Here is a 25,817-nt window from a genome sequence, read left to right as displayed (position 1 = left end):
TGGTGGGCTTCGAGGGCGAGCTCGTCTGGGATAGCACCAAGCCCGACGGCACACCTCGGAAGTTATTAGATGTAGGCCGCTTGAGGGAGCTGGGGTGGCAGGCTGCCACCCCCCTAGCGTGCGGAATTCAAGAAACGTATGCGTGGTTCTTATCGCACGAGCTGGGAAGCGATGTTTATGCCAGCAACGAATGAAAAATCTTCGCGGTGGATGCCACCATGTTGAATCGATGGTTTCAGTGGGCTCGTAGCGTTGACCTAGGTATTCGACGTCAGGGCCTACAGGTTCATAATCTCATTCAAAATATGCTAGCCCTATACGGGCTTCACTTCGCACGATACCTGATCCCGTTGGTAACGATTCCCTACTTGACCCGGGTTCTTGGGCCAGAGTCTTGGGGGATTTTGGCATTTTCTCAGGGATTTGCGGCATATTTAGCGCTATTTGTTGAATATGGGTTTGACTTATCGGCCACAAGGGAAGTTGCAAGAAACGATCAGCGAAAATCAGAACTGGCAGAACTTATTGGAAATATTATTGGCGCTAAACTATTTCTTGTAGTGATTGCGGCTGGAGTAGCATTGCTTGCATTTAGGATGATTCCCATATTTCAGGGAAATTCGACTGTCATGTGGGCATGCGTTATGACCGGCATCCTGCAGGCTATGAACTTCACCTGGTTTTTCCAGGGAATGGAAAAGATGCGTCTGATTTCTGGTGTTGACATCTCTGGCAAGGTCTTAGCTGCCGTTGCCCTGTTGATACTAGTTCATTCGCCGGAAGACCTGCCAAAAGCGGCACTAGTACAATTAGCGCTAGCAGCGCTAACACAGATTGTGGCTTGGATCATGGTTAATAGAGTGGTGTCGCCAACTTTACCTAAGCCTGCAGGAATAATGCGTACACTTCAGATGGGATGGACGATGTTCTTGTTTCGGGCATCTTCCAGTCTTTATACTGCTGGAAATACATTTATTCTTGGTACATTTGCAACTCCAACCCAGGTAGGATTTTACGCGGGGGCGGAGAAGATCAGTAAATCGTTCTTTGGCTTGCTAGGGCCAATTTCACAGGCTTTTTATCCACGTCTTAGCCGACTTGCGGGCCAATCCCGGGATGACGCAAAGGCATTGTTCAAGTTGAGCGTTCGACTGATGGGGGCAGGGGGAGTTTTTCTGGGCTTGGTAGTTTTTTTTGGTGCGCCCTGGCTAGTGTCAATACTCTTGGGTCCGACATTCCAGGAGGCAGTACCTGTGTTGAGAATCCTGGCGCTGCTTCCACCGCTGATCGCTTTAAGTAATGTGCTTGGGATACAGTGGATGCTACCTCTGGGATTGGACCGAGTTTTCAATAGCATTATCATAACGGCTGGCCTGTTGAATTTATGTTTGGCGGCTTTTTTGGCCCCAGCGTTCGCTCAGGTCGGCATGGCTATTGCTGTTGTGCTTGCCGAGTTTTTTGTTACTGCCTGCATGATCGTCGTTCTGCGTAGATTGCAGCCAAAAACCTTGCCGGTGTCCTAAGTTAAGAGGAGTTTTCTAGGGTGAAAGTAAAGTGGTTGATCGTCGGAGCAGGGTTCTCGGGCTGCGTAATGGCGGAGCGTATTGCCTCACAGTTGGATGAGTCGGTACTGATCATTGAAAAGCGTAATCATATTGGAGGCAATTCTTACGATCATTACGATGAGCATGGCGTCCTGGTGCACCGTTACGGTCCCCATATTTTTCATACTAACTCTCAGGTAGTGTGGGATTACCTCTCGCAATTTACGGATTGGCACCTGTACTACCATCGTGTGCTTGGAATGATCCATGGGAAGCAGGTTCCTATCCCCTTTAACCTCAACTCGATCGAGGCACTCTTCCCTGCACACCTCGCAGAGAAACTGGAACGAGCACTAGTCGAGCAGTTTGGATTTGGATCTAAGGTACCTATTCTTAAACTCAGAGAAAAGGCAGGGGGTGAGCTGACTTTTCTGGCAGACTTCATTTATGAGAATGTTTTTAAGGGTTACACAGAGAAGCAATGGGGATTTAGGCCTGAAGAGCTTGGGTCTGGGGTAACAGGTAGAGTTCCTGTTTCGGTTAGTCGTGATGATCGATATTTCCAAGATGTATACCAGGCTATGCCGAAACATGGATACACGGCCATGTTTGAGAGGATGTTAGCACACAAGAATATTAAGTTGCTGTTGAATGCCGACTTCAAGGAACTGGAAGGCGAAGTGCAGTATGATCGGATGATCTTTACCGGTCCAATGGATCATTACTTCGGATATGCTTTCGGTCGTTTGCCATACCGGAGTCTGAGGTTTCATCATGAACATCATCAGATTGAGACATTCCAATCGGTGGGCACCATCAATTACCCAAATGAGCACGCCTTTACCCGTATTTCTGAGTATAAGACTATGACCGGTCAGCGATGCTACGGAACCTCGGTGACCACAGAATTTCCCGAGGCATTCGTTGAGGGCCAGAACGATCCCTACTACCCAATTCCAAAGGCAGAGAACCATGATATGTACCGGCGCTACCTGGAAGAAGCCAAACAACTAGGGGATTCTGTTATCTTTCTGGGGCGTCTAGCAGACTATAAGTACTACAACATGGATCAGGCGGTTGCAAGAGCCTTGGTTATATTCGAGCAGCGTATCGCTAATCGTAAGATGGCAGCGAATCCGCAAGTTTCGACCGAACTTGAGATGAGGATTTGATGCTAATGAGCAATATCTATTTAGGACTTCGTAATATTCCTGGTTCGAACTCCGGCGGTCCTGGTGCAGTTGCAAAGCTACTGGCTTCTAGTCTACTGGCACCAAGAAGAGACGAAATGGGTGTCCGAGCTCTTATTGATAAGAAGGTCTTTCCCCTATCATGCCTGACTGAGTCCAGTTTCGAAGCTGCTGATGTGGTTCAGTCTAGATTGCAACATACCAATTTCTGGGCTCTCTTGCAGGCGCGACCTAACAGCCTGCAGCTGAATTTAGCCCATGCGATTTCGCAGGGCCTGAGACGGCGGCACATGCGCTCGGCACTACGTGCTAACGCTGTGGGAGGCCCAACTGTGGTGCATGCATTCGGTCTGCCAATAGTTTACCAGTTGCATCGTTACAAGACTGAATTAAATCTCAGGCTCGTTCACGAAGAGCATTCAAAGGGGGGGTACACCCGTGAATTTCTTGCTTCCAACCCTCATTTTGAACGAACACGTTTTGCGGCTCGAATGAAGGAAATGGAAGTCGCTACAGTCCAAGGAACAGATCTCCTAATTTTCCCAAGTCATGGTGCTCAGCGACTATTCTTGGAATCGCATCCGACCTTAGTAGAACCAATTCTTTCCAAGTCGGTGATTATCTATAATGCGATTCCCGATCCGTACTCGGAAGTTGGCCAAGGAGACATCGATTCGCGGAATATTTTTAATGTAGCTCAGCATGTGCCTGAAAAGGGGATAAAGTTATTTCTCGAAGGCGCATCCCGTTTTATTTCGGAGCTGGAAGATGATTATTCTTCGGAGGCTATCAATGTTGGGGCTCATACCGCCTTGACACCGGAACTGATAGCCTTCCGAGATCAACTCCCTGCTGCTAATCGCATACTCTTCCAGGGAAAACTCGATCGAACCCATCTTCTTGAAAAGATGCGTCGCTGCTGGGCTGTTGTCACAAGCACCGAAGTGGCGGTCTTCGATCTGGCATTGCTCGAGGCGATGGCGCTGAAAAAACCAATCATTGCTACCCCAGTTGGCGGCAATCTCGAAGCGCTGGGGGAGGATTATCCGCTTTATGCGCGTAATGCCCAAGAAATTCATGAGAAATTGCAGTTGATTCATCGCGAACCTGGGTTGGCTGAGGCTATTGGGACACAGAATCGCAATCGCTTTCTGCAGCGATTTACCCTCGAGCCATTCGTCGATAGCCGGATTTCACTTTGGGAAAAGCTAATTCAGGATAGTTGAGCAGGCAGGCCTTGAAAATACTTTTCGTTTTCATCAATGAGTTCGGGCAGTTTTCCGATATCTTTGAATACGCCACACTGTTAAGTGAACAAGGGTATCAGGTGGCCTACTTAGGTCTATCCAATGTATGGGGGATTCAGGAGGCGTCTTTTGCCTCGATTGAGCTACATCATTTGCCACGGCAGGATTTTCCAGGTTTACTTACGCGTTTGCATGCCATGGCTAAGGCCATTGATGATATTGGTGCTGATATCGTCCATGTCTTCCATTTTAGAGGTTGTGGACTACTTCCACTGCTATCCCGTCATCGATCCACGAGATGGATCTTAGATGTTCGTACACTTCATGTAGAAAATAAAAAACATAGATCCAGTTCATTGAGTGTTTTGAAGGAGCGAATTACATGGCTGGAGGCACAGACGTATGATAAGGTTGTCGCATTAACGGAGAAAATCGCATCGACGCTTAGGCCGTCGTTTCGAGATGTGACGATTATTCCGCTGGGAGCTAGTGTTCAGCGTCTTAATCCGCCTAATCGTGAGCAGATCCGTAGCAGCATTCGCCAGAAGTGGGGCCTCTCTGATTCTGATAATGTGATCCTTTACGCAGGCTCAATCTCGCCCTCTCGCCGACTACCGGTGTTGCTTGAGGCTTTTGAGTTGCTTACGAGAACTCATGACGATGTGCGACTGATAGTGGTCGGTGCGCATGAGAATACGGCCTTTCTTGAGAATCTCAAGGCGCAAGCTGAGCGGCTTGGTATTTTGGATCGCATAGTATTCACTGGACGTGTTCCTTACAATGAAGTCTTTCCGTACTATTGTGCCGCTGATATCGGTGTTTCGATGGTGCCTACTGCTACTCGTCACAGGTATCAACCCCCCACCAAGCTGATCGAGTATCTCGCCTGTGCCAATCTCATTCCGGTAGCCACGTGCACGCCTGCCTCTCTGGACTACGTGCAGGATGGTGTAAATGGCTTCGTTTGCCTAGATTCGGTGGAAGACGTTCACAATGCGCTCGGTCGGGCAATCTCGGCCTATGGGGAGCCTGCCAGTTTTGCCAGTATTCGAGAGCATGCGGATCGTGTGGCCGCTTGTAACGACTGGGCCGTAATTGTTTCCCAGTACTTGATACCGCTTTACCGCACCCTGAGGCAGCCTTAATGAACGTGTACCAGCGAGCTTACCTGCGAGCCTTTATGGTGACTGTAGTGCTTTGCTGGTCTCCACTTAAGGCGATCGCCTACGTGATTCCGCTTCTCGCATTAGGGTACTTCATCCTGGCTACTCGCAGTGGCATTGCGCTCCGGAACGCGGTGGTGGGGCTCACGATCTTCTTGATCCTGATAGGTGCTCGTTATTTCTTCCAAGGTGACTTTGTCCTCCATAGTGCCTTGCTTTCAATTGTTACCTTCAGCGCGGCCTGGTTCCTGATAGCGATCCCAGTGAAGCGATTGGCCCATCCCACGCTATTGGAGTCTATGGTGGCCTTCGTGGCGCGAGTGACCCTGATCGAGGGTTTGGTTGGCATTGTCCAGGCCGGTTATGGCTTCATGCATACAGGGAGCCTTGATCAGGCCAACGGTGATTTCGTAACCGGCACGATCCATATAGGAGTAGCGCCGGATCTGGCCTTTTCGAATCCCATGTTCGCCACCAATATGACCTGCATGCTGCTTATTCTATTGCCGGACTTGCTTAGAAGGCGGAAGCACCTATTGCCGGTATTGGTTGGTGCCCTCGCGCTCGTTCTCTCGTCGGTGGTCCATGTGATCGTTATGGGCTTTGTAGCGCTTGTTCTGGCATTATTCCTTGTCCGCCCCAAGTTGCAGTTACGTCTTGGAAATGCTGTGGTGCTTGCATGCCTGGCCGTGATCCCCTTGGTGGCTGTTTCTGCCCTGAGCAAAAACCTGGGACTAATTAGTGGGACGTACCAGGCCATGTTCACTGGAGAGTATCCTAGAACCTTGGCCATCATTCGTACGGTGTTTGACCTCCCGTCAGAGTATCCGTTGGCCCCCTTGATTGGCTTGGGACCAGGGCAGTACTCCAGCAGAGCAAGTTTGATTGGAACTGGTTACTTCTTTGGCGGACCGTTATCGCCCAAGCAGGTGCCACTGCTGCCCAAGGGGATGTCACCTGCTTTTGAGCGCTATCTGTGGGATTTGTGGCTCATGGGACAAAACAAGTGGTTTGGCTCGACCCAGCAACCATTTTGCTCATGGCTCACACTGTTTTCAGAATTTGGAGTTCCACTCGCTCTTGGGGTGATGGGTTTGATATGGGCGATCCTCTGGCGCGTGAAAGCCCGTGCCGATATCAATCGACACTTGGCTTTTACTATCACCGCGAGCATTTTATTCCTTTGCTTTCTGGGAGTTCAGGAGAATTACTGGGAAGTTCCACAAGCTATCATGATTGGCTGTATGTTGATCCAAGTAGCATATGCAAGTCTAGTTTATGGCAATACTTATGCAAAAAACTAACCAACGAGGATGGTTAGGATGAAAATTGATTCTGCGTGCAGGTCGAAATGATTAGCCACGCATTCTATAGGATGATGGTTCTTGCCATGGATCGACAGATCGCAGCGGAATGAGTACCGTACTTGGAACGGTTAATCTAAATAGCAAGGGGTGACTCCTCATACGCGGAGTTCGTGCAGATTGAACAGTTTTCTTATATGAGATTGCATTTGATCGGAAATTTTTTCAATACCTATGTTACAGAATCGCATGCCTAGGCAGAACTTTTCATATTTTCGACCTTGATCGATAAGTGGGAGTTGACGATAAACGGGGTTATGGCAACGATCTAGTAAGTGTTGCGAAGTCTGTAAAATAAAGCGATCTTGGAATTTGTAATAGGTGAAATCGATAGTAGGGTGTGCTTATTAGATTCGCTCAAGGAAATCGCCAGGTCGATCAATTATGCGTTGCGCAATGCTATAAAAACTCTTAAATGTATAAATCGGGTTCCAGGGAGTCGGAAGATGATGCTTAACAAAAATTTTGCGACAGAGCGTATGTTGAAAGCTGTTCCCTATGTCAATTGAGCGAGTGCTTCTCGTCCACAATTTCTATCAGATGCCAGGGGGCGAAGATAGGGTCTTTGCAACCGAAGCGGAAATGCTTCGGCAGCGGGGTCTGCAGGTTTCTGAATACATCATGCACAATGACCGCATCTCAACCTTTTCTCCACTCCAAATGATGCAACAGACCGTTTGGAACTCGACTGTGTATTACGAACTACGACAACGTATCCAGTCACTGCGTCCTCAGGTGGTTCACTTTCATAACACGTTTCCATTAGTTTCGCCTGCTGGCTATTATGCGGCAAGAGAAGAGGGTGTTGCCGTTGTTCAGACTCTTCACAACTACCGCCTATTATGCGTGAATGCCATGTTCTTCAGGGAAGGGGCGATTTGTGAATCATGTCTGGGCAAGGCATTGCCCCTTGAAGGCGTGCTGCGCGCCTGCTATCGCGGAAGCCATGCCGCGAGCCTTGCTGCCGTAACTACAACCGCAATTCACCGAATGTTGGGCACGTGGGATCGTGTTATTGATAGGTATATTGCATTATCTGAGTTTGCCCGATCTAAGTTCGTTGAGGGCGGCCTTCCTGCCGACAAGATTTGGGTAAAGCCGAATACCATCCATCCCGACTACGGTGTGGGGACCGGTGGGGAATATGCCCTTTATGTTGGAAGGCTTTCCGCCGAGAAGGGAGTGACAACCTTACTTCAAGCTTGGCAAGAGCATGATGGACTCCCACCGCTCAAGATCGTAGGGGATGGTCCTGAGGCAGCCTTGGTCGCTGAAGCAGTGGAGCGAAGGCCGAGCATCGAGTGGTTGGGGCGACAGCCGAAGGAAGAAATCGCACGTTTGATGAGGGGTGCTAAGATGCTCCTTTTGCCGTCGCTCGTCTATGAAAACTTCCCTGCAACCCTCGTGGAAGCCTATAGTTCAGGGCTGCCGATCATTGCTAGCGATATTGGATCTTTGAGGGAGTTGGTGGGTTCAGGAACCACGGGTTTGTTATTTGCACCAGGCGACCCTACGGGCTTAGCGACCGAAGTACGTCGCCTGGCTCAGAATGGACCTTTCCGAGATGCCATGGGACAACAAGCCCGGGACATGTTCGAGCGCCAATTCTCAGAGGATGTAAATTATAATCGGCTTATGATGATTTACCGAGAAGCTATTACCGCCAGCGCTCAAGAAAAGGGTTGTACGGGAGAGCCTAGCGGTACCGCTCACGAGCGATCCGAGTAAAGCAAATGCCAAGAGTTCTTATTATTCAAGGGTCAATGAAGCAGTACCGCGTGCCTTTTTTTGAGGCCTTGGCTCGGGTGTTAGCGGAGCATAACATTGAATTGACGGTTGCTTTTGGGGAGCCGACTATCGAGGAAGCGACCAAAGGGGATTCCGCCACGCTAAGCCACCAGATTTCCCGGCCGGTCAAGAACTACTGGCTATTCAACGGCAAGCTGCTGATCCAAAATGTGTGCCAAGAGATTATTAGAAGTGATGTTGTCATTGTAGAACATGCGAATAAGCATTTGGTGAACTACCCTTTGTTGTTAGGGGCCCGTCTTGGGCTCAAGTCACTTGCTTTCTGGGGGCATGGGTACAATCGCCAGGCCCGGAAGTCGGGATTTGAAGAGTGGCTTAAGCATCAAACGTTGAATATGGTTGGATGGTGGTTTGCCTATACTCAGGGAACGGCAGATTATCTGAAACGTAATGGCTTTCCATCTGATCGGATCACAGTGGTTCAGAACTCAGTAGATACCAGCAGCTTCGAAGCCGAAGTGTCTGCAATTAGCGAAGAAAATCGCTCGGCACTGCGACTTCGCCTAGGAATTTTACCGGGTGATCTTGTTGGCTTGTTCTGTGGATCGCTATATGGAGATAAAAAGTTACATTTCTTGGTCGATGCTGCGCGCTTATTACGTGAACAAATTCCGAATTTTCACCTGATTATTGTTGGGGATGGCCCTGAGCGAGATAATCTGCGGCACTATGTCGGGTCTGATGAATGGATTCATATAGTGGGATCCCAGTTTGGCTTCGAAAAGGCTGTTTACTTTGGAGTCAGCGATGTCGTACTCAACCCGGGATTGGTGGGATTGGCTATCCTGGATGCTTTTGTAGCTGCACTCCCCGTTTTTACCACAGACATACCCGTGCATAGTCCCGAGATCGAATATTTGCTTCCTGGTGTGAATGGTGATGTTACACCATTCTCTCTCCAGGAATATGTGGATGCTGTTGTGAGATATTTGCATGACCCAGCTCTTAGGGCTCGTCTCAAGGAAGGTGCCAAAGCTTCTGCTGCACGATTGACGCTTGATGTAATGGTTGCCAATTTCAAGCATGGTATCTTGGCTTTCTTGGATCAGTCAGGACGTAGGGGGAGGTAATTGGAATGCCACCGGTTGCGGCGACGCCCATATTGGGGGCCCCGGTTTCTGCGCTGAAATGTGACCAATTGGTCAATCAGATGGTGAAATGGGCAGAAAGTCGAGAGTCTAGGGTCGTTTGCGTGGCAAACGTTCACATGGTAATGGAAGCCCATTCGGATCCGACTTTTTGCCAAGTCTTGGAGGCCGCTGATTTGGTCACGCCAGATGGAATGCCACTGGTTTGGGCACTCCGGCTGTTCGGAAAACGTGAACAGGACCGGGCGGCTGGCATGGATCTGTTAATGGCTATCTCCTCTGCCGGCGAACAGCGAGGACTGAAGTTATTTCTTGTCGGTTCGACACCGGAAGTGCTTTCCAAAATCCGAGCACGCCTGGCTGTGGACTACCCTAGACTGATCGTGGTCGGGGCAATTTCGCCCCCATTCCGAGATCTTATGCCTGAGGAGGAGGCCCACACGGTAGCCGCCATTAATGCGAGCGGAGCTCATTTTGTCTTGGTTGCGCTTGGTTGCCCTAAGCAAGAGAAGTGGATGGGCCGCCATCGGGGTCAGATCGAGGCGGTTATGGTTGGGTTGGGCGGGGCCTTTCCGGTTTATGCTGGTATCCAGAAGCGGGCGCCAGCCTGGATGCGAAATATTGGCCTTGAGTGGGTCTTTAGGTTAGCTCTCGAGCCCAAGCGACTCTGGCGGCGGTATTTTACGACTAATCTACCGTTTGTTTGGCTTTTATCTATCGAAGTTGTTCACAGGTTCTTGGTGCGTCGGTGACTTGTTGGTTTCACTGGTTTCTGTAGCGAAAAAAAATGAGGATTGTGGGCCGGTTTTGTCTTAATTAATGGATTAAGTTCTGATTTATTGGGTAAATTCAGTCGGTGTTCGGTTTTATGTGCCATTCTCCGGGCGGCGATCTTGTTCCGGGTGTCCTTTAGCGACAAGAACCAATTGACGTTCAGGCACTCGTCTTGGAAACTATCTTTGAAGGGTTCGATGTAGGTGGTATTTGTTGGTTTTCCAGGCCTGGCGAAGTCCAACGTGATGCTGTTCTCGTAGGCCTGGCGATCAAGCACCTTGGAGATGAATACAGGGCCGTTATCGACCGGGGTAGTCTTGGGTGTCCTCTTCAGGAAGCGAAGGCGATCCAAAAGACCGAGACGACCTGCTCACCCTTGATGCCCTGATCTGCTTCGACGACCAGATACTCCCGAGTGTATACGTCCACTACCGTGAGGGTGCAGAAGCGTTTGTCGTTGAAGAGAACTTTCGATGTTTGGATGCCTGGGCTCGCTGAGCTTTATTTAGGTTCTGTTGCAGCCCATTTCCCAAACTTGTTGAGTATTAATACAGACAATATGGCGATAAATAGTGAAATAATTAACCCAATTGCAATAATAACTCCCCTTTTTGGTTTTGATTTTTTGTCTGGCGTGATAGCTTCATCGATAATCTGAAAAGATAAAGTGTCTTTTGCTTCGTCAAGCTTCGCGATTTCGAGCTGCTGGCTCATTAATTCAAATACTTTTTGCTTGGTAAGCAAATCACGTTTGATCCTTGCGAAGCGAACACCAAGGTCTGGAGCATCTTTGAATGAGATGATGCCATCTCCTGTTCCGTTTTCAATAGTATTTAGTTTTTCTTTAATTTGAGAAATTTCTTGTCTTAGGCCGATCGATTGAGTATCACTACTCGATACCGAATTAGCTAGCAGATTGTATTCCATCTCTTTTGCCATTAGCTGCGATTTCAAGGTTGCGTAAGTCTGCACCCCCGCTTCGGTCTGAGCGTCGAGAGATACAATTTTATGGGCTTGTTGAAACTTCTTGAGCTCGTCTTCGAGCTTTGAGAGATCCCGAACGACTCCTGTGACTTGTTGCTCCAAAAATGCCCTATTCCGCTTTGCTGAACTTAGGGTATTCCCTTGCAAAAAGGCGTTCAATTCAATGACATAGCTGTTAGCGAGGTCTGCTGCAAATTTCGGATCGGTGTGATCTACGCTCAACTGCAGGAGGCCGGTTTTCGGATCGACCTTGGTCGAGATGGTTTTGGCCAGAAGGCGGTGGGCTTCCAGGAGGGTCGGAACTTTTTCCCAGCGTTTCTGAACTGTATTCCACTGCTTTGGAAAGAGCTGTGGGAGAGTCTGGGGATGGTGAATGACTTGCTCGGTAAGTCGCCTTGATTGAATGATTGCTACGAATTTATCAGAAACGGTCCCTTTTAACCCACCACTGGCCTGAGCGGCGAGGCCGCCCAATGCACCGAGGGATGTGAGTGCGTTGCTGATCCGATCGCTGGATGAGTCGGTAGGTAGAAGGGTGGCTGTAGCCGTGTAAATGTTGGGCTGTGTAAAGCTGAAACCTGTTGCTAACAGCGTACCGGCGAGGGTAATTGCCGCAACGATTTTTCTGCGCTTCCAAACGGTGAGCGCCAGTTCAACCAGATCGATTTCATCGTCGTCGATCATTTGGGAGGTGGTTTGAGGAACGGTGACTTCTTGCATGTGATTACTTCCTCAAGATACCCCAGGTGATCGCAGCAGAGCTTGCAAGCTGGAACAGGATCTGGGTGATGTCACGGGTGTCTCGCAAGGTGGTGTCCACCGCTAGGTTCTCGGGGACCATGATGGTGTCGCCAGGCTCTAACACTGCGCCCGTGACGCCCTGGCGCCAAGGGCCCCAACCGGTGGAAAAGTTCTTATCTGTAATGACGGATCCATCTACCTTAATGACGTAGATACCTCTGGTATCGGCCCGATCCGTGGGGCCACCAGCCTTGGCGAGGTATTGGCCGACCGTCAGCCCCTGCTCGTAGGTGATGGCTGTCGGATTGTAGACCTGGCCAATGATCGAGATCGAGTTAATGACCGGCGGCACGAGCAGCACGTCGCCTTCCTCGAGCGTGACGTCCACATCCGAGTGCTGTTTGTGCATGAGTTCGTCGACTTTGACGATCATGCGCCCTGACGCCTTGGTGTCCTTCATGCTCGCCAAAAAGGCCTTCTTGGTTTCCAAGGCCTGTTGGCTGGCCTTTGCGGCCTCAGCGGAAAGAGCGCCCGCGACGCCGGCGTTCGCTTCGCGGTAGACATCCGCCTCAAGTCGCTTCGCGAAATCCTGCAGGCGCTCTTCCTGCAGCTTCTTGACCGATTCACGCGTGAAGATGGAGCCCTTGAGGTAGGCGCGCTTGGTGAATCCGCCTGCCCGGGCGATCACCTCTGAGAGGGTCTCCCCGTCCCTGAATGTATAGGTTCCGGGCTGGGCGACCTCGCCCTGGATGGTCACCGTCCGGTAGAGCTTGTATTCCGGCACTTCCTTGACGAGGAGGTAGTCGTTCTTCTCGATGACGAGGTTGGAGGCCGTGTCGCCCGATATCGCCTTGGCCAGGTTGATGGTGATTCGTCGGCTCTCGAGCTTGTTATCGACCACCTGGACGCGGGTAAGCTCCGCGATGGATCGATCCGCTTGGTCCTTGAGGCCGCCCGCGAGCTGGATCAGCTCTTTGACGGTCATCTTAGGCGTCAGACGTATCTGGCCGGGTCTGTGGACGGCACCGGTGACGCGAACGGTGGGTGGCTCCTGAACCTCCCAGCGATAGTAGACGTTGACCTTGTCCCCGGCCTGGAGGGGCTTGTTCTCGGCGGCGTTGCCGGCCAGGAGCTTGCCCAAGTGGAAGGGGATCAGCTCGATGTGGGAGTCCGGGGGCATGATGCGCTCGATGAGGCCGAACTCGAGGTAGGCCTCGGGCTTCAGGTCGTTTTCGCCCTTGATCACGTCCTTCAGACGCAGGTCTGGGCGGTACTCGTACTTGCCGGGCCGTTCCACATGGCCGCTGAGCATGACGCCGTTGAGGAGCTTCTTCGAGAGGGCGTAGACCTTGACGATGTCCCCATCCTGGATGGAGGTGCTACGGGCTGCGCCAGGCTTGGTCAGATCCACGTCGAGGATCTTCTGCGAGGTGTTCTGGTTGAAGCGCTCGATCTGGATCTGCTGGGCGAAACCCATGGGGGTGATGTTACCCGCGAGCTTGAAGACCTCCTCCAGGTTCGTCTTGCCCTTGAGCTCGTAGATCGCAGGCGCCTTGACGTTGCCCGCTATGGCGACCTGGGGCCCGCTCTCCGGGACGAAGATGACGTCGCCCCCCTGCAGGCGCAGGTCCTGGTCGCTGCCGCCCTTGAGCAGGAAGTCGTACAGGTCGAAGCGCGCGACGACCTTGCCGCCACGCTTGAGCTGGATGTCGCGCAGGCTGCCCATCTTGGTGGGGCCGCCACAGGCGATGAGGGCGTTGGAGAGAGTGGTCAGCGAGCTGACGGTATAGCTGCCGGGTTTCTTGACGCGGCCGACCAGGACGACGTTGATGCTGCGAAGCTTGCCCATCCGGATCGAGAGCTGCATGTCGCGCGCGCCGCCCTTGATCTTCTGGGTGAGGAACTGGACCATCCGCGAGTAGGTCATGCCCGCGACGGAGAGCGTCCCGATGTTCGGGTAGAAGATCGTGCCGTCACGGTTCACCGTCAGGCTGTTGTCGCCGCTGCGGCGAGGGCTCACGGCGCTGATGATGATCTCGTCGCCGGGCACGATGACATAGTCGCTCGGGACGGGCAGATCGTCCACCGGGGCGAAGGTCGAGGGCGCTCCGCGGAACAGGTCATAGCCATAGTGGCTCAGCTGGAGCGAGACCGCCTCGGGCGGGCGCTGACGCAGCTCCTGCTCGAAGCTCGAGAGCTCTTCCGTGTCGCTGGTGGCTTGAGGCGCGCTAGCCTCGACGGGCTCTTCGGGGGGCTTCTCCTGGCTGGGATCGAGCGTCTTGGTCTGCGATGAGGGCGGGGCGCTGGGACCCTGCTTCATGCGTTGCTGGACCAGTTGCTGTTGCTCGGGGCTCAACTGCTTGAATGCGTCCGGGGATATGTGGATGCTGGGGCCGCCCCCGGGGAGGGTGCTCGTCTGGGGGGCGTTTGCATCGCCTTGGGGCATGACGCCAGGCATGCTGAATTCCGCGGCCAGGACGGTGCCGGGGGATGCGAGCAGGAAGGTGGCCGCTGTCAGGGCGCTGAACCAAGGATTGGGGCGTCTCACGAAGGGGGTTACCTCTCGGGCTTGCAGAAGGACCTGGTTTCCTTTGTGGGTACTGAGAATTGCATACCCGCCTCTTATTTTTCGATAAACCCTTGAATATTCGGTTAATACAGGCTTCCGAGGGTTTATTTCGGCGGGATTATTTAGGAAGCATCATTGCGTTCGATCGTACCATACGAAACCAGGGCCTTGCTGCCCCTTGAGCGGGGTATGATCCTGGTATGCGAATGATGATGTGTGCGTGGTGCCTGAGCGTCCTCTTACTCCCGATGTTGGCGACAGCCGCCGGTGCGGCGTCGCTCAACCTGGGCGGGGGGACCGGCCTCGTCAAGACGCCGACCGCTTTGACCCTCGAAGACGGAGAGTTCGCACTCGGCTTCAGCTGGATCGGCGGGACGCGGGGCTACCTTTTTCGACCCAAGACAAACCGCCATTACTTCGCCTCCATGGCCCTGCTGCCGGGCCTCGAGCTGACGCTCGACCAGCTGCAGGTGGTGGGCTGGTATCCGGGGGATGCGCCCGGGGTCGCCTACGGCTTCCACCGTATGTGGAACGTGAAGTACCGCCTGCCGTTGCCCGCGAACTGGCCCCGGGTGGCCGTGGGGGCTCAGGATCCTATCGGAGCCAACTTCTTGTCGCGTGGGGCCATCGGCAAGACCGACTATGGCCTGAACACCTTCTATGGAGTCGTGAGCCAGCCCTTCGGCCCACTCTCACTGCACATGGGCTATGGCGACAGCCCCCGCTTCATCAAGGGCGTGTTCGGCGGCGTCGACTGGGAAGTCGGCGCTGGCCTCAATCTCAAGCTCGAGTACGACAGCGACGAATGGAACGCCGGCATGAGCTGGCGGCCGGTGAGCTGGCTCACCGTGCAGGCCGCACGGCTTTTCCCGGATGACTGGGGCTTCCTCGGCGTCCTCTCGTGGTCGCTTTGAGCGGCGGGACTTTTCGCGCCGCCACGCTCCCATCCTATTGGAACGAAAAATAATCCTATCCAATCGAAAAATTGTGCATTGAGGCGGAATAGGCCCGTCCTTTATGCTGCCAGCCTGCTCGTATTGTTGCGTAATGATTGCAAAAATATTTTGTAAGTGTTTCGTGAAGGTTTCGTCGAGCGTCGGTTGGAGCGGGATCCGTTGCCCTATAGTGGATAGCGGGTGATATTTTTGATTCAAGGATCTGGATAATAATGATGCGGCTTTTGCTTGTTTGTACGATGCTGATCCCTGCTCTGGGGGGCTGCGCTCACCTGCAGGAGAAGGCGAGCACCTATGACATGCAGGTCGCGCGCGTCGAGGCGCTGACCCCGCAGCGGATCAAGGGATACTTCATCGGGCGCGAGGCCCCCGACGGGGGCCTTTACCGGAACATTTCCGTCTCGGAAGACGCGGTGAGCGTCGAGCTCTGGAGCGCCTACCCGCCCACGGGAACGCGTGTCGCCAAGGTGCGCGTCGCCCTGGGCGAGGCGGGGGATGCCCGGCGTCTGGGCTTTCGCTATGAGCCCGAGATGAAGGGGGCCGAGCGGCACCTGGATCCGATCAAGCGCGGGCTGGAGGCCTATCTGGCTGAATAGGGCGCGAGGCGGGGCATCACCGCAGCCTTGCCGTCGATTTCCTCTGCGATCCCCCCTTGATGGGGGGATCTGCTGCTTTTCAGATCTGCTATAATGTCCAAGTTTGCCTGCCCATGCCGCTTACGGGAGTAGAGAAGGGCTAATAATGAGTAACATCACCATCGTCGGATCGGTCGCGCTGGATTCGGTCCGGACGCCTCGCGGAGAAGTGATCGAGGCGCTCGGCGGATCCGCCACCCACGCCTCCATGTCGGCGAGCTTCTTCTCGCCCGTCAACCTCGTGGGTGTGGTCGGTACCGACTTCCCCGAGGAGCACGTCGAGCTGTTCCGCAGCCGCCGCGTCAACGTCGAGGGCCTGCAGCGGGTCGAAGGCAAGACCTTCCGCTGGAAGGGGTTCTACGATGAGGACCTCAACACGGCGCACACCCTCATGACGGACCTCAACGTCTTCGCGGACTTCCAGCCCAAGCTCCCCCAGACCTACGCCCAGAGCGAGTACCTCTTCCTGGGCAACATCGATCCCGAGCTCCAGAGCCTGGTGCTCGACCAGATGGAGCGCCCCAAGCTCGTGGTCTGCGATACCATGAACTTCTGGATCACGAGCAAGCGCGCGGCGCTGATCGAGACCCTCAAGCGGGTCGACATCGCCCTGCTCAACGAGGGCGAGGCGCGCCAGCTCTGCGAGACCAACAACCTCCTCAAGGCCGCCAAGCGTGTCCTCGAGCTCGGTCCCAAGGCCGTCATCATCAAGAAGGGCGAGGACGGCGCCATGCTCGTCCAGGACAACGGCCACATCTTCATCTCGCCCACCTACCCCATCGAGGAGGTCTCGGACCCCACCGGCGCCGGCGACAGCTTCGCGGGCGGCTTCCTGGGCTACCTGGCCTACACCGATGACCTGTCGAACGAGAATCTGCGCCGCGCCATCATCCTGGGCAGCGTCATGGCTTCGTACAACGTCGAGGAGTTCAGCTGCGACCGGCTGCGCACCGTGACCCACGAGGAGATCCTCAAGCGCTACAACGTTCTGCGCAAGATGAGCGGCTTCGAGAAGCTGGGCGACACCTTCGTCCCGACCGTGGTCGCGTAGCGAACGACACTTACCTCCAAAAAAGACCGAGGCCACTCCGAAAGAGTGGCCTCGGTCTTTTGATTAAAGGGCGGGAACCAGGGAGGAGACGGTATGCCGGATCCCCTCGGCGAAGGACATTTCGGGGCGGTAGGCGAGCAAGCGGGTGATCTTCTCGATGTTGGCACCCGAATGCAGGATGTCGCCTTCGCGGGGCGGGCCGAAGCGAGGTGTGAGGTCGAGGCCCAGGGCTTTTGCGATCGCCCCGTACGCCTCCAGCACGCTCGTTTGCGTGCCGGTCCCCACGTTGAAGACTTCGCCGGAGAGGCTCGAAGGGGCTTCGAGGGCGCGCTGGTTCGCCTGAGCGATGTCCCCGACGTACACGAAGTCGCGGGTCTGGCCGCCGTCGCCGAAGATGGTCGGGGCCTGGCCGTTCTTGAGGGCGTCGACGAAGATCGAGAGCACGCCGGAGTAGGGCGACTTGGGATCTTGGCGGGGGCCGAAGATGTTGAAGTAGCGCAGCCCGATGGTCTCGAGGCCAAAGAGCCTGGCGTAGACGCCGGCATCTACCTCGTTGGCGTACTTCTGGGCGGCGTAGGGCGAGAGGCCCTCGGAGCGCAGGGCCTCGCTCAGAGGCGGCACCTGATCGCCGTAGATGGCGGCGGAGCTGGCGTATACGACCCGGTTCACCCCGTGACGGCGGCAGGCCTCGAGCACATGTAGCGTGCCCTTGGCATTGGTTTCATGGCTGCCGATGGGATCTTGGACCGAGAGAGGTACCGAGACGACCGCGGCCAGGTGGAGGACCGCGTCGAACCCGCCGGACAGAACGCGGCTCAGCGCTTCGTAATCGCGTACGTCGCCCTCGATGAGGGGAATGTCGAGGCCGAGCAGATTTTCGCGCTTGCCGGTCGAGAGGTTGTCGAAGGCCACGACCTCATGACCCGCCTTGGCGAGCCGTTCGGCGGAGTGAGAGCCGACGAAGCCGGCGCCGCCGGTGACGAGGATCCGAAGGGAAGACATGTGCACGCCTCCTTTACGGTTTGTCTGCTGGGAAGACCCTCCAGTCTACCACGCGCTTAGGGGTCGACTGATATAATGGAGGCTTCGCCTTAAAGGAGACCAACCATGAAAGTCATGAAGATAGAGCCGACCCCCAACCCCAACGCCGTGAAGATGACGCTCGACGGCAAGGTGATCGCGATGGGGTCGCGATCGTTCGAGAGCGCGAGCGAGGCCGAGGGCCACGCCCTGGCGAAGTCCCTCTTCCAGATGCCCGAAATCAAGGCGGTGTTCTTCATGCCGACCTTCGTGACCGTGACCAAGGACCCCGAGGCCGAGTGGGGCCCGCTGGCCGAGCAGGTCAAGGGTGCCATCGAGGCCTACGCGCCGGAAGCCTCGGCGCCCGTGCAGGTCGCGGCGGCTGCTTCGCCCGAGGATGCGATGCTCCGCAAGATCGAGGAAGTCATGGACACGCGTGTTCGGCCGGCGCTCGCCGGTGACGGCGGTGGCCTCGAGATCGTGGGCTACGAGAACTACGTGCTGACCATCCGCTACCAGGGCGCCTGTGGGACCTGCCCGAGCTCGATCTCGGGGACCCTGCGCGCTATCGAGCACATGCTGCGGGTGGACGTGGACCCTGCGCTGAGCGTGGTCTCGGCCCAGTAGATTGCCTGAAATGAAGCGGGGGAAGGCTTAGCCTTCCCCCGCTTTGTGTTTAATTCCAGCTTTCGATGCTCTCCTTGAGCATGGCGGCGGCACCGGATTCGACGGGCTCGCCGTGAGAACAAAGGAGCGCGTCGAGCTTCAGATCCAGGAGCCTGCGGACCTGCTTCAGGGCCTCGCGGGTGTTGCCGCCGCGGTACAGCTTCTTGTACTGCAGGCGGCCTTTTTTGCGCCCGAGGAAGAGCGCCCGGATGATCCAGGGCAGCCGATCGTAGTCCATGTTCATCACCGCGTCGCCGATGAAGGCGAAGCGGTGACCGCCCACGGTGCCGTAGAGGGCATGCTCGCCATAGCCGACGGCCGGCATGGAGAGGGCCTGGAGGTTCGCGGGCAGCTGGGTGCTCTCGTCGTACTCGACATCCACCCGCTTGATGTCGCCGCCCTTGCCCTTGGGGATCCAGACCTTGGCGCCGTAGCGCGCGGCAAGCTTGTCCACGGCGCGATCGTGGTCCCGGAAGGTGACCAGGATGTGCTGGGGATGACCGAAGGCGGCGAGGGCGGCTTCGTGCTCACCGGGATCAGGTGGGTCGATCCAGGCGATGGTGCCGTCGTCGGCCTTGAGGGCATAGCCCCGGAAGGCGAAGCCCGCAAGGGCGTCGCCGGTCCAGGTGAGGATGCGGTTGTCGAGAAGGGTTTTCATCTAATAAGGAACTTTGATTGAATCCCCCCACCCCCTCTCCCGCCCCGCCAGGGGGCCGGGAGGGAGAGGGGTAGGAAAGGGGCTTAGGCGTGGGCGGGGGCGAGGAAGTCGTGCTCCAGGCGCCGGGCGTATTGCTGGATCTTGGCCTCGACTTCGCGGGGATCGTGGGACTGGATGAGGACGCCGGCGTGGTAGGGCTTGGGCTCCAGGGCACGGACGCCCGGTGCGGCGTAGCCCGAGACGTCGGGGTGCTCGATGGTGGTCATGCAGATGGCCACCCCGGCGTAGTCTTGCCTGGGCTTGGGCATGCGGTAGGGCTCCCGGTGCTGGGCGATCTCGATTTTTGCCCATTCCTTCCAGAGGTTGAGGCCGCTCGTGGCTTCGACGATGTCCTCGATCATGCCGGCGCCGACCCGGGCGCTGGCTTCGAGGAAGTAGAAGCGACCATCCGCCGCGCTCTTGATGTACTCGATGTGGGTGACACCCTCGACCAGGCCGAGGCCCTCGATGACCTGGCGGTTGATCGCCTGGAGGGCCACCTCGTCCGGGGTGCCGCGCTCGAGGCTCCGGGTGGTGTAGACCCCGCCCGTGGTGTGCAGCTCCAGGATGGGGGTGCCGTAGCGGTGGGCCTGGGCGAACTGCACCTGGCGCTGGTCGACGATCGAGTCCACGTGGAAGACCTCGCCCGGCACGAACTGCTCGAGCAGGTGGTGCGACTGCTGGTCGCCCAGGGTGTCGAGGATCCGCCAGAGGGTCTCGGGGTGGTCGATCTTCTTGATGCCGAGCGACGAGGCGCCGGTGCGGGGCTTGAGCACCCAGGGGCCGGGCACGCGGTGCATGAACTCGCCCACCGCCTGGTAGTTGAGGACATGGACGAACTCCGGCACGGGGATGCCGAGGGCCTGGGCGCGCTTGCGCATGGCGAGCTTGTCGCGGAAGTAGTGCGAGGTGCTCAGGCCCATGCCGGGCAGGCGCAGGTGCTCGCGCAGGGCCGAGGCGATCTCGATGTCGTACTCGCCCAGGCCGACGATGCGGTCGATCTGCTCGTGGCGGGCGACGTAGCTGACCGTGTTGAGGACGTCGACAGGGTCGAAGATGTCCTTGACGGCGTAGAGCTCGTCGATGAGCTCGCGCGGCCAGTCGTAGACGAGGGCCTTGGCGTTGGTCAGGACCAGGATACGGCAGCCCAGCTCCTTGGCTTGCCTCAAGAAGGGCTCGGCGTACAGGCCCTTGGTCGCGGCCATGACACAGAGGAAGGTGAGGGGATGGTTCGACATGCGCTCCGTCTCCTTGTCACAAAACTTTAGCTTTCAAATTGTCGCTCGTTTTCGGATGAAAAGCAAACGCAGGCGGAGCCGTCGGCTCCGCCTGCGTTTCGCGGAATCGGTTACGAGCGGACCAGGGGCTTGTACTTGATGCGCTTGGGCTGGGCGGCGTCAGCGCCCAGACGGCGCTTCTTGTCCGCCTCGTATTCCTCGTAGTTGCCCGAGAAGAAGACCACCTGGCTGTCGCCCTCGAAGGCGAGGATGTGGGTGGCGATGCGGTCCAGGAACCAGCGGTCGTGGCTGACGACCACGGCGCAGCCGGCGAAGTTCAGGAGCGCTTCTTCCAGGGCGCGCAGGGTGTTGACGTCCAGGTCGTTGGTCGGCTCGTCCAAGAGCAGGACGTTGGCGCCGCGGCGCAGCAGCTTGGCCATGTGGACGCGGTTGCGCTCACCGCCCGAGAGCACGCCGACCTTCTTCTGCTGGTCGGAGCCCTTGAAGTTGAAGCTCGCCACGTAGGCGCGCGAGGCGACCTCGCGGGTGCCGACCTTGAGCTTCTCTTCGCCGCCCGAGATCTCTTCCCAGATGCTCTTCTCGGCGTCGAGGGCGTCGCGGCTCTGGTCCACGTAGCCGAGCTCGACGGTTTCACCGACGCGCATGGTGCCGGTGTCGGGCTGCTCCTGGCCGACGATCATGCGCATGAGGGTGGTCTTACCGGCGCCGTTGGCCCCGATGACGCCCACGATGCCGCCGGGGGGCAGCTCGAAGTCGAGGTTGTCGAAGAGGAGCTTGTCGCCGTAGGCCTTGGTCAGGCCCTTGGCTTCGACGACCACGTTGCCGAGACGCTTGGCCGCGGGGATGTGGATCTCCATGCCTTCGATCTTGTCGGCGCCCTGCTCGGCGACCAGGGCTTCATAGTTCTGGATGCGGGCCTTGCTCTTGGCCTGGCGGGCGCGGGGGGACTGACGGATCCACTCCAGCTCGCGCTCGAGGTTCTTGCGGCGGGCGCTCTCCTGCTTCTCTTCGAGGGCGAGGCGCTTTTCCTTCTGCTCGAGCCAGGACGAGTAGTTGCCTTCCCAGGGAATGCCCTGGCCGCGGTCGAGCTCGAGGATCCAGCCGGCGACGTTGTCGAGGAAGTAACGGTCGTGGGTGACGGCCACGACGGTGCCCTTGTACTCGGCCAGGTGCTGCTCGAGCCATGCGACGGACTCGGCGTCCAGGTGGTTGGTGGGCTCGTCCAAGAGGAGCAGGTCGGGAGCCGAGAGCAGGAGGCGGCACAGGGCCACGCGGCGGCGCTCACCGCCCGAGAGCTTGGTGACGTCGGCTTCGCCGTCCGGCACGCGCAGGGCCTCCATGGCGACCTCGATCTGGTTGTCGAGGCTCCAGGCGTCGATGGCGTCGATCTCGTCCTGGACCCGGGCGAACTCGTCGGCGGTCTCGTCCGAGTAGTTGGCCGAGAGCTCTTCGAAGCGCTTCAGCAGATCGCGGGCGCGGGCCATGCCGTCCTCGACGTTCTCGCGGACGGTCTTGTTGGGGTCGAGCTCGGGCTCCTGGGACAGGTAGCCGACGGTGGCGCCGTCGGCGAGGCGGGCCTCGCCCTGGAAGTTGGTGTCGACCCCGGCCATGATGCGCATGAGGGTGGACTTACCGGCGCCGTTCATACCGAGCACGCCGATCTTGGCGCCCGGCAGGAAGGACAGGGTGATGTCCTTGAGCACCTCGCGGTTGTTGGGGGGCACCACCTTGGTGAGGCGGTACATGGTGTAGACGTATTGGTACGCAGCCACGAAAAACCCTCTCTTGCATAGATCGATGGGGCAATGAGCGCCATGATAGCCCGGGCGGGGACATAAGCCAAGTTGAAGCCCTGCTGCGAGCGCTTTTTCAGCATCCTTTCATCTGCGCTTTGGTAGTGTGAAGGGGTCGTGGGGTACAAATCTGTTCGACCGTTCCGTTGTGGGTTCTGATGAGAGAGCGAGAGAGTCGCCCGTGAGTGCAAAAATCCTGGTCGTCGAAGACGAGCCCAACCTCCGCAAGCTGCTGGAGGTGATCATCGGCAAGGAGGGCTACGAGGTCACCGCCGTGGGCAACGGCGAGGAGGCCTGGGATGCCATCAACCGCAAGACTCCCGATCTGGTCCTGACCGACGTGATGATGGCCAAGATGGACGGCATCGAGCTGTGCCGCCTCATCCGTTCGCAGACTCAGTTCAACCAGGTGCCCATCCTGATGCTGACGGCCAAGGACGAGCAGCTCGACAAGTACCAGGGCTTCCGCGAGGGGGCCGATGATTACCTGACCAAGCCGTTCGATCCGGTCGAGCTGGTCTTCCGCATCCAGGCGCACCTGCGGCGCGCGGCCTCGGGCACGAAGCCTTCTGCCGAGGCTTTGCAGATCGGGATTCTGAGGCTCGATCGCCGCAACTACCAGGCGCAGGTGAGCGATCGCGCCGTTCAGCTGACCAAGAGCGAGTTCTCCATCCTGGGTCACCTGATGACCCATGCGGACGAGGTGGTCTCGGCCGAACAACTGCTGGTCGAGGCGCTGGCCTACCCGCCCAACGTGGGGAACTCGGAGATCGTGCGCACCCACATCCGCAACATCCGGCAGAAGATCGAGATGGATCCCGGCAATCCGCAGATCATCCTGACGGTGGCGCGGCATGGGTATACCATCAAGAGCGCGTAAGGGAATCTGGCATTCAATCCCCGCCCCTTGCGAGGGGCGGGGATTTCTTTTTAGGAGATGGTCATGGGTGTGATGCACTACGACGCAGACCTCGGCCCCCTTGAGGGGCGGCGGATCGCTGTGCTCGGCTATGGGGCCCAGGGGCATGCCCACGCCCTGAACCTGCGCGACAGCGGCTTCGATGTGCGGGTGGGCCTGTACGAGGGCTCGCCTTCCTGGGCGCGGGCCGAGGCCGATGGCCTGCGGGTGATGACGGCCGAAGCGGCCTGCGCCGAGGCCGACGTGATCGCCCTGATGGTGCCGGATGAGCGCATCCCGGCGCTGTTCGAGGCGGCGATCGCTCCGCGCCTCTCGGCGGGCAAGGCCCTCGTCTTCGCCCACGGCTTCGCCGTCCAGTACGGCCAGATCGCACCGCCCGCGGACGTGGACGTGATCCTGGCGGCGCCCATGGGGCAGGGCAACGCGGTGCGGCGCCTGTTCACCGAGGGCGGGGGCATGCCCTGCCTGGTGGCGGTGCAGCAGGATGCGAGCAGCAAGGCCCTGCCGCTCGCCCTGGCCTACGCCAAGGGTCTTGGTGCTCATCGGGCGGGGATCCTGGAGACGACCTTCAAGGAGGAGACCGAGACGGACCTCTTCGCGGAGCAGGTGGTGCTGGTCGGGGGCGTGAACGCGCTGATCAAGGCATCGTTCGAGACCCTGGTCGAAGCGGGCTATCAGCCCGAGGTCGCCTATTTCTGCTCGCTGCACGAGCTCAAGGCGGTGATCGACGTGCTGCAGCGCGAGGGCCTCGCGGGCCAGCGCCGCCTCATCTCGAATACGGCCGAGTACGGGGCCGACCGGGTGGGGCCGCGCCTGATCGATGCGCACGTTCGCCAACAGATGAAGGCCGTCCTGGCTGAGATTCAGGACGGGAGCTTCGCCCGGGCCTGGATCGCGGAGAGCGCCAAGGGCTGTCCCTCGCTGGTGGCCGAGAGAGCGGCCGAGGACGCGCATCCCATCGAAGAGGTCGGCTCGCGCCTGCGGTCGATGATGCCATGGCTATCGGGGGTAAAAGGAACCTAGGGAGTGTCACGATACAGGAGGGCTGCGAATGGATTTGCGCGCAGGCAAGACTGGTCCTCTCTCCGAGTCGTCTCTGGCCCGGCACGCTGCTTCTCAGGCAGATGTGCAGTTGCCCCCCGCCATGGCGGCATGGATTGCCCAGTTCCCCGCGCCCGAGCAAAGGCTCCTCAAGGCGCTGTACCAGCGCGCGATCGCCAAGGGTGACCTCAAGCCCGGCGAGTCGGATCCGCAGAAGCTGCGGGAGATCGATTCGAAGCTCGTGGCGCGGGCCATCATGGCCTTCGCCCTGGGCCTGGGCCAAGAAGATGCGCGTTCCATCATCGCGCGGATGCAGCGGAACTTCTCCGAGCAGATGCAGGCGATCTATCGTCTCGTCGAGACCCTGCGCCTGACCCTCGAAGAGGAATTCCTGCGCAGCTCCCTGCGTCGCCTGAAGCTGGAGGACGTGCAGAAAGCCGCCGAACTGCTCGCGCGGGCGGACCTGCATCTGGACCAGGTCGACTTGACCAACATGAAGATGGGCGAGCAGGTGGCACTCGGGGTCGTGGCGATGGTCTTTTCGCCGGTCCCCGCGCACAGTAAGCTGGAGGGCGTCACCGACCCGACGCTCGGCCAGCGCGCGACCTTCGCCGAGGCCAAGGGCGACGAGCGGATGGCCTTGCAAGATCCCTTGTCGACGATGCGCGCCTTCGCCTCCTCTCTCAAGCTCGAGGACCTGGGCGACTTCAATCCTGAGAGGAAAAAATCGCCTTGGTCCTGATGATCGACAACTACGACTCCTTCACCTACAACCTCGTGCAGTACCTGGGCGAGCTGGGGGCGGAGGTTGCGGTCTACCGCAATGACGCCTTGACGATCGCGGCGATCGAGGAGCTCGCCCCCGAGCGGATCGTGATCTCGCCGGGGCCCGGGACCCCGGACGACGCGGGGATCTCGAAGGAGGTGCTCGCGCACTTTGCGGGGAAGGTGCCGCTCCTGGGAGTCTGCCTGGGCCACCAGAGCATGGGCGAGGTCTTCGGGGGGAGGGTGATCCGAGCCCCCTACTTGATGCACGGTAAGACCTCCATGATCCACCACGATGGCAAGGGCGTTTTCGCGGGGCTGCCCAATCCCTTCGAGGCGACCCGCTATCACTCGCTGATCGTGGCGCGCGAGGATTTGCCCGCGTGCCTCGAGGTGTCGGCCTGGACTGAGGACGGCCTCATCATGGGGATGCGGCACCGGGATATCCCGGCCTTCGAGGGGGTACAGTTCCACCCGGAGTCGATCTTGACGGCAGCAGGGCATGACTTGCTGCGGAACTTCCTGAAGATGGATGTGACGGCGGCCGTCTAGCGCCTGCGGCT

At 57.4% G+C, this 25,817-nt stretch carries 24 protein-coding genes; 17 read left to right on the top strand and 7 right to left on the bottom strand.

The window, feature by feature from the left end:
- From J7643_19685 to J7643_19645, 9 genes are all read left to right on the top strand, one after another.
- On the top strand, positions 1–194 hold a 194-nt coding region (locus J7643_19685), incomplete at its 5' end, for a hypothetical protein (GenBank protein ID MBO9542816.1).
- Positions 195–218: 24 nt separating this feature from the next.
- Positions 219–1,523, top strand: coding sequence for a flippase (locus tag J7643_19680; protein ID MBO9542815.1), 1,305 nt, complete (start codon positions 219–221; stop codon positions 1,521–1,523).
- A gap of 20 nt (positions 1,524–1,543) precedes the next feature.
- Positions 1,544–2,716, top strand: a complete 1,173-nt coding sequence (glf, locus tag J7643_19675) for a UDP-galactopyranose mutase (protein ID MBO9542814.1) — start codon at positions 1,544–1,546, stop codon at positions 2,714–2,716.
- Positions 2,717–2,721: 5 nt separating this feature from the next.
- Positions 2,722–3,960: a glycosyltransferase family 4 protein gene (locus J7643_19670; protein ID MBO9542813.1), complete on the top strand. Its 1,239-nt coding sequence runs from the start codon at positions 2,722–2,724 to the stop codon at positions 3,958–3,960.
- Positions 3,961–3,971: 11 nt separating this feature from the next.
- The gene (locus J7643_19665) at positions 3,972–5,126 is read left to right on the top strand and encodes a glycosyltransferase family 4 protein (GenBank protein ID MBO9542812.1); all 1,155 of its coding nucleotides are present in this window, start codon (positions 3,972–3,974) and stop codon (positions 5,124–5,126) included.
- Positions 5,126–6,448: a hypothetical protein gene (locus J7643_19660; GenBank protein ID MBO9542811.1), complete on the top strand. Its 1,323-nt coding sequence runs from the start codon at positions 5,126–5,128 to the stop codon at positions 6,446–6,448. Before J7643_19665 ends, J7643_19660 begins: the two co-directional genes overlap by 1 nt.
- 558 nt (positions 6,449–7,006) lie before the next feature.
- A complete protein-coding gene (locus J7643_19655; protein MBO9542810.1) occupies positions 7,007–8,236 on the top strand; it encodes a glycosyltransferase family 4 protein in 1,230 nt (409 codons plus the stop codon).
- 35 nt (positions 8,237–8,271) lie between these two features.
- On the top strand, positions 8,272–9,387 hold the full coding sequence (locus J7643_19650) for a glycosyltransferase family 4 protein (GenBank protein ID MBO9542809.1): 1,116 nt from the start codon (positions 8,272–8,274) through the stop codon (positions 9,385–9,387).
- 5 nt (positions 9,388–9,392) lie between these two features.
- Positions 9,393–10,157: a WecB/TagA/CpsF family glycosyltransferase gene (locus J7643_19645; protein MBO9542808.1), complete on the top strand. Its 765-nt coding sequence runs from the start codon at positions 9,393–9,395 to the stop codon at positions 10,155–10,157.
- Here the strand turns inward: J7643_19645 and J7643_19640 are convergent.
- The 3 genes from J7643_19640 to J7643_19630 form a co-directional block, all read right to left on the bottom strand.
- Positions 10,133–10,531 carry an integrase core domain-containing protein gene (locus J7643_19640; protein ID MBO9542807.1) on the bottom strand — a complete coding sequence of 133 codons (399 nt, stop codon included), beginning with the start codon at positions 10,529–10,531 and terminating at the stop codon, positions 10,133–10,135. The genes J7643_19645 and J7643_19640 overlap by 25 nt on opposite strands.
- 149 nt (positions 10,532–10,680) lie before the next feature.
- Positions 10,681–11,883: a hypothetical protein gene (locus J7643_19635; GenBank protein MBO9542806.1), complete on the bottom strand. Its 1,203-nt coding sequence runs from the start codon at positions 11,881–11,883 to the stop codon at positions 10,681–10,683.
- Positions 11,884–11,887: 4 nt separating this feature from the next.
- Positions 11,888–14,452: an SLBB domain-containing protein gene (locus J7643_19630; protein ID MBO9542805.1), complete on the bottom strand. Its 2,565-nt coding sequence runs from the start codon at positions 14,450–14,452 to the stop codon at positions 11,888–11,890.
- Between the two features lie 221 nt (positions 14,453–14,673).
- Between J7643_19630 and J7643_19625 the strand changes: the two genes are divergently transcribed.
- The 3 genes from J7643_19625 (at position 14,674) to J7643_19615 (ending at position 17,115) form a co-directional block, all read left to right on the top strand.
- A complete protein-coding gene (locus J7643_19625) occupies positions 14,674–15,387 on the top strand; it encodes a YjbH domain-containing protein (GenBank protein MBO9542804.1) in 714 nt (237 codons plus the stop codon).
- Between the two features lie 266 nt (positions 15,388–15,653).
- Complete coding sequence (locus tag J7643_19620) at positions 15,654–16,025, top strand: hypothetical protein (protein ID MBO9542803.1); 372 nt, start codon at positions 15,654–15,656, stop codon at positions 16,023–16,025.
- Between the two features lie 145 nt (positions 16,026–16,170).
- Positions 16,171–17,115: a sugar kinase gene (locus tag J7643_19615; GenBank protein MBO9542802.1), complete on the top strand. Its 945-nt coding sequence runs from the start codon at positions 16,171–16,173 to the stop codon at positions 17,113–17,115.
- Positions 17,116–17,178: 63 nt separating this feature from the next.
- Here J7643_19615 and J7643_19610 read toward each other — a convergent pair whose 3' ends face one another.
- Positions 17,179–18,117, bottom strand: coding sequence for an NAD-dependent epimerase/dehydratase family protein (locus J7643_19610; protein ID MBO9542801.1), 939 nt, complete (start codon positions 18,115–18,117; stop codon positions 17,179–17,181).
- A 105-nt stretch (positions 18,118–18,222) separates the two neighbouring features.
- On the opposite strand from J7643_19610, the gene J7643_19605 reads away from it, so the two are divergent.
- Positions 18,223–18,762, top strand: a complete 540-nt coding sequence (locus J7643_19605) for a NifU family protein (protein ID MBO9542800.1) — start codon at positions 18,223–18,225, stop codon at positions 18,760–18,762.
- Between the two features lie 49 nt (positions 18,763–18,811).
- Here the strand turns inward: J7643_19605 and J7643_19600 are convergent, their stop codons facing one another.
- From J7643_19600 to ettA, 3 genes are all read right to left on the bottom strand, one after another.
- The gene (locus tag J7643_19600) at positions 18,812–19,459 is read right to left on the bottom strand and encodes a hypothetical protein (GenBank protein MBO9542799.1); all 648 of its coding nucleotides are present in this window, start codon (positions 19,457–19,459) and stop codon (positions 18,812–18,814) included.
- Between the two features lie 83 nt (positions 19,460–19,542).
- Entirely contained in the window at positions 19,543–20,736 is a 1,194-nt protein-coding gene (locus tag J7643_19595; GenBank protein ID MBO9542798.1) for an ATP-grasp domain-containing protein, read from the bottom strand.
- 110 nt (positions 20,737–20,846) lie between these two features.
- A complete protein-coding gene (ettA, locus tag J7643_19590) occupies positions 20,847–22,508 on the bottom strand; it encodes an energy-dependent translational throttle protein EttA (GenBank protein ID MBO9542797.1) in 1,662 nt (553 codons plus the stop codon).
- A 202-nt stretch (positions 22,509–22,710) separates the two neighbouring features.
- Here ettA and J7643_19585 point away from each other — a divergent pair, with 202 nt between their 5' ends.
- The 4 genes from J7643_19585 (at position 22,711) to J7643_19570 (ending at position 25,806) form a co-directional block, all read left to right on the top strand.
- Positions 22,711–23,409 carry a response regulator transcription factor gene (locus J7643_19585; GenBank protein MBO9542796.1) on the top strand — a complete coding sequence of 233 codons (699 nt, stop codon included), beginning with the start codon at positions 22,711–22,713 and terminating at the stop codon, positions 23,407–23,409.
- Positions 23,410–23,472: 63 nt separating this feature from the next.
- Positions 23,473–24,471 (top strand): ketol-acid reductoisomerase, encoded by a 999-nt coding sequence (gene ilvC, locus J7643_19580; protein ID MBO9542795.1) that lies wholly within the window; start codon positions 23,473–23,475, stop codon positions 24,469–24,471.
- A 28-nt stretch (positions 24,472–24,499) separates the two neighbouring features.
- The gene (locus J7643_19575; GenBank protein ID MBO9542794.1) at positions 24,500–25,231 is read left to right on the top strand and encodes a hypothetical protein; all 732 of its coding nucleotides are present in this window, start codon (positions 24,500–24,502) and stop codon (positions 25,229–25,231) included.
- Positions 25,222–25,806: an aminodeoxychorismate/anthranilate synthase component II gene (locus tag J7643_19570; GenBank protein ID MBO9542793.1), complete on the top strand. Its 585-nt coding sequence runs from the start codon at positions 25,222–25,224 to the stop codon at positions 25,804–25,806. Before J7643_19575 ends, J7643_19570 begins: the two co-directional genes overlap by 10 nt.
- Positions 25,807–25,817: the final 11 nt, after the last annotated feature.

This window comes from bacterium (genome assembly GCA_017744355.1).
Lineage (GTDB): Bacteria > Cyanobacteriota > Sericytochromatia > S15B-MN24 > UBA4093 > JAGIBK01.
The sequence above is the reverse complement of the archived record's forward strand: the minus strand, read 5'-3'. Positions and strand labels throughout refer to the sequence as shown.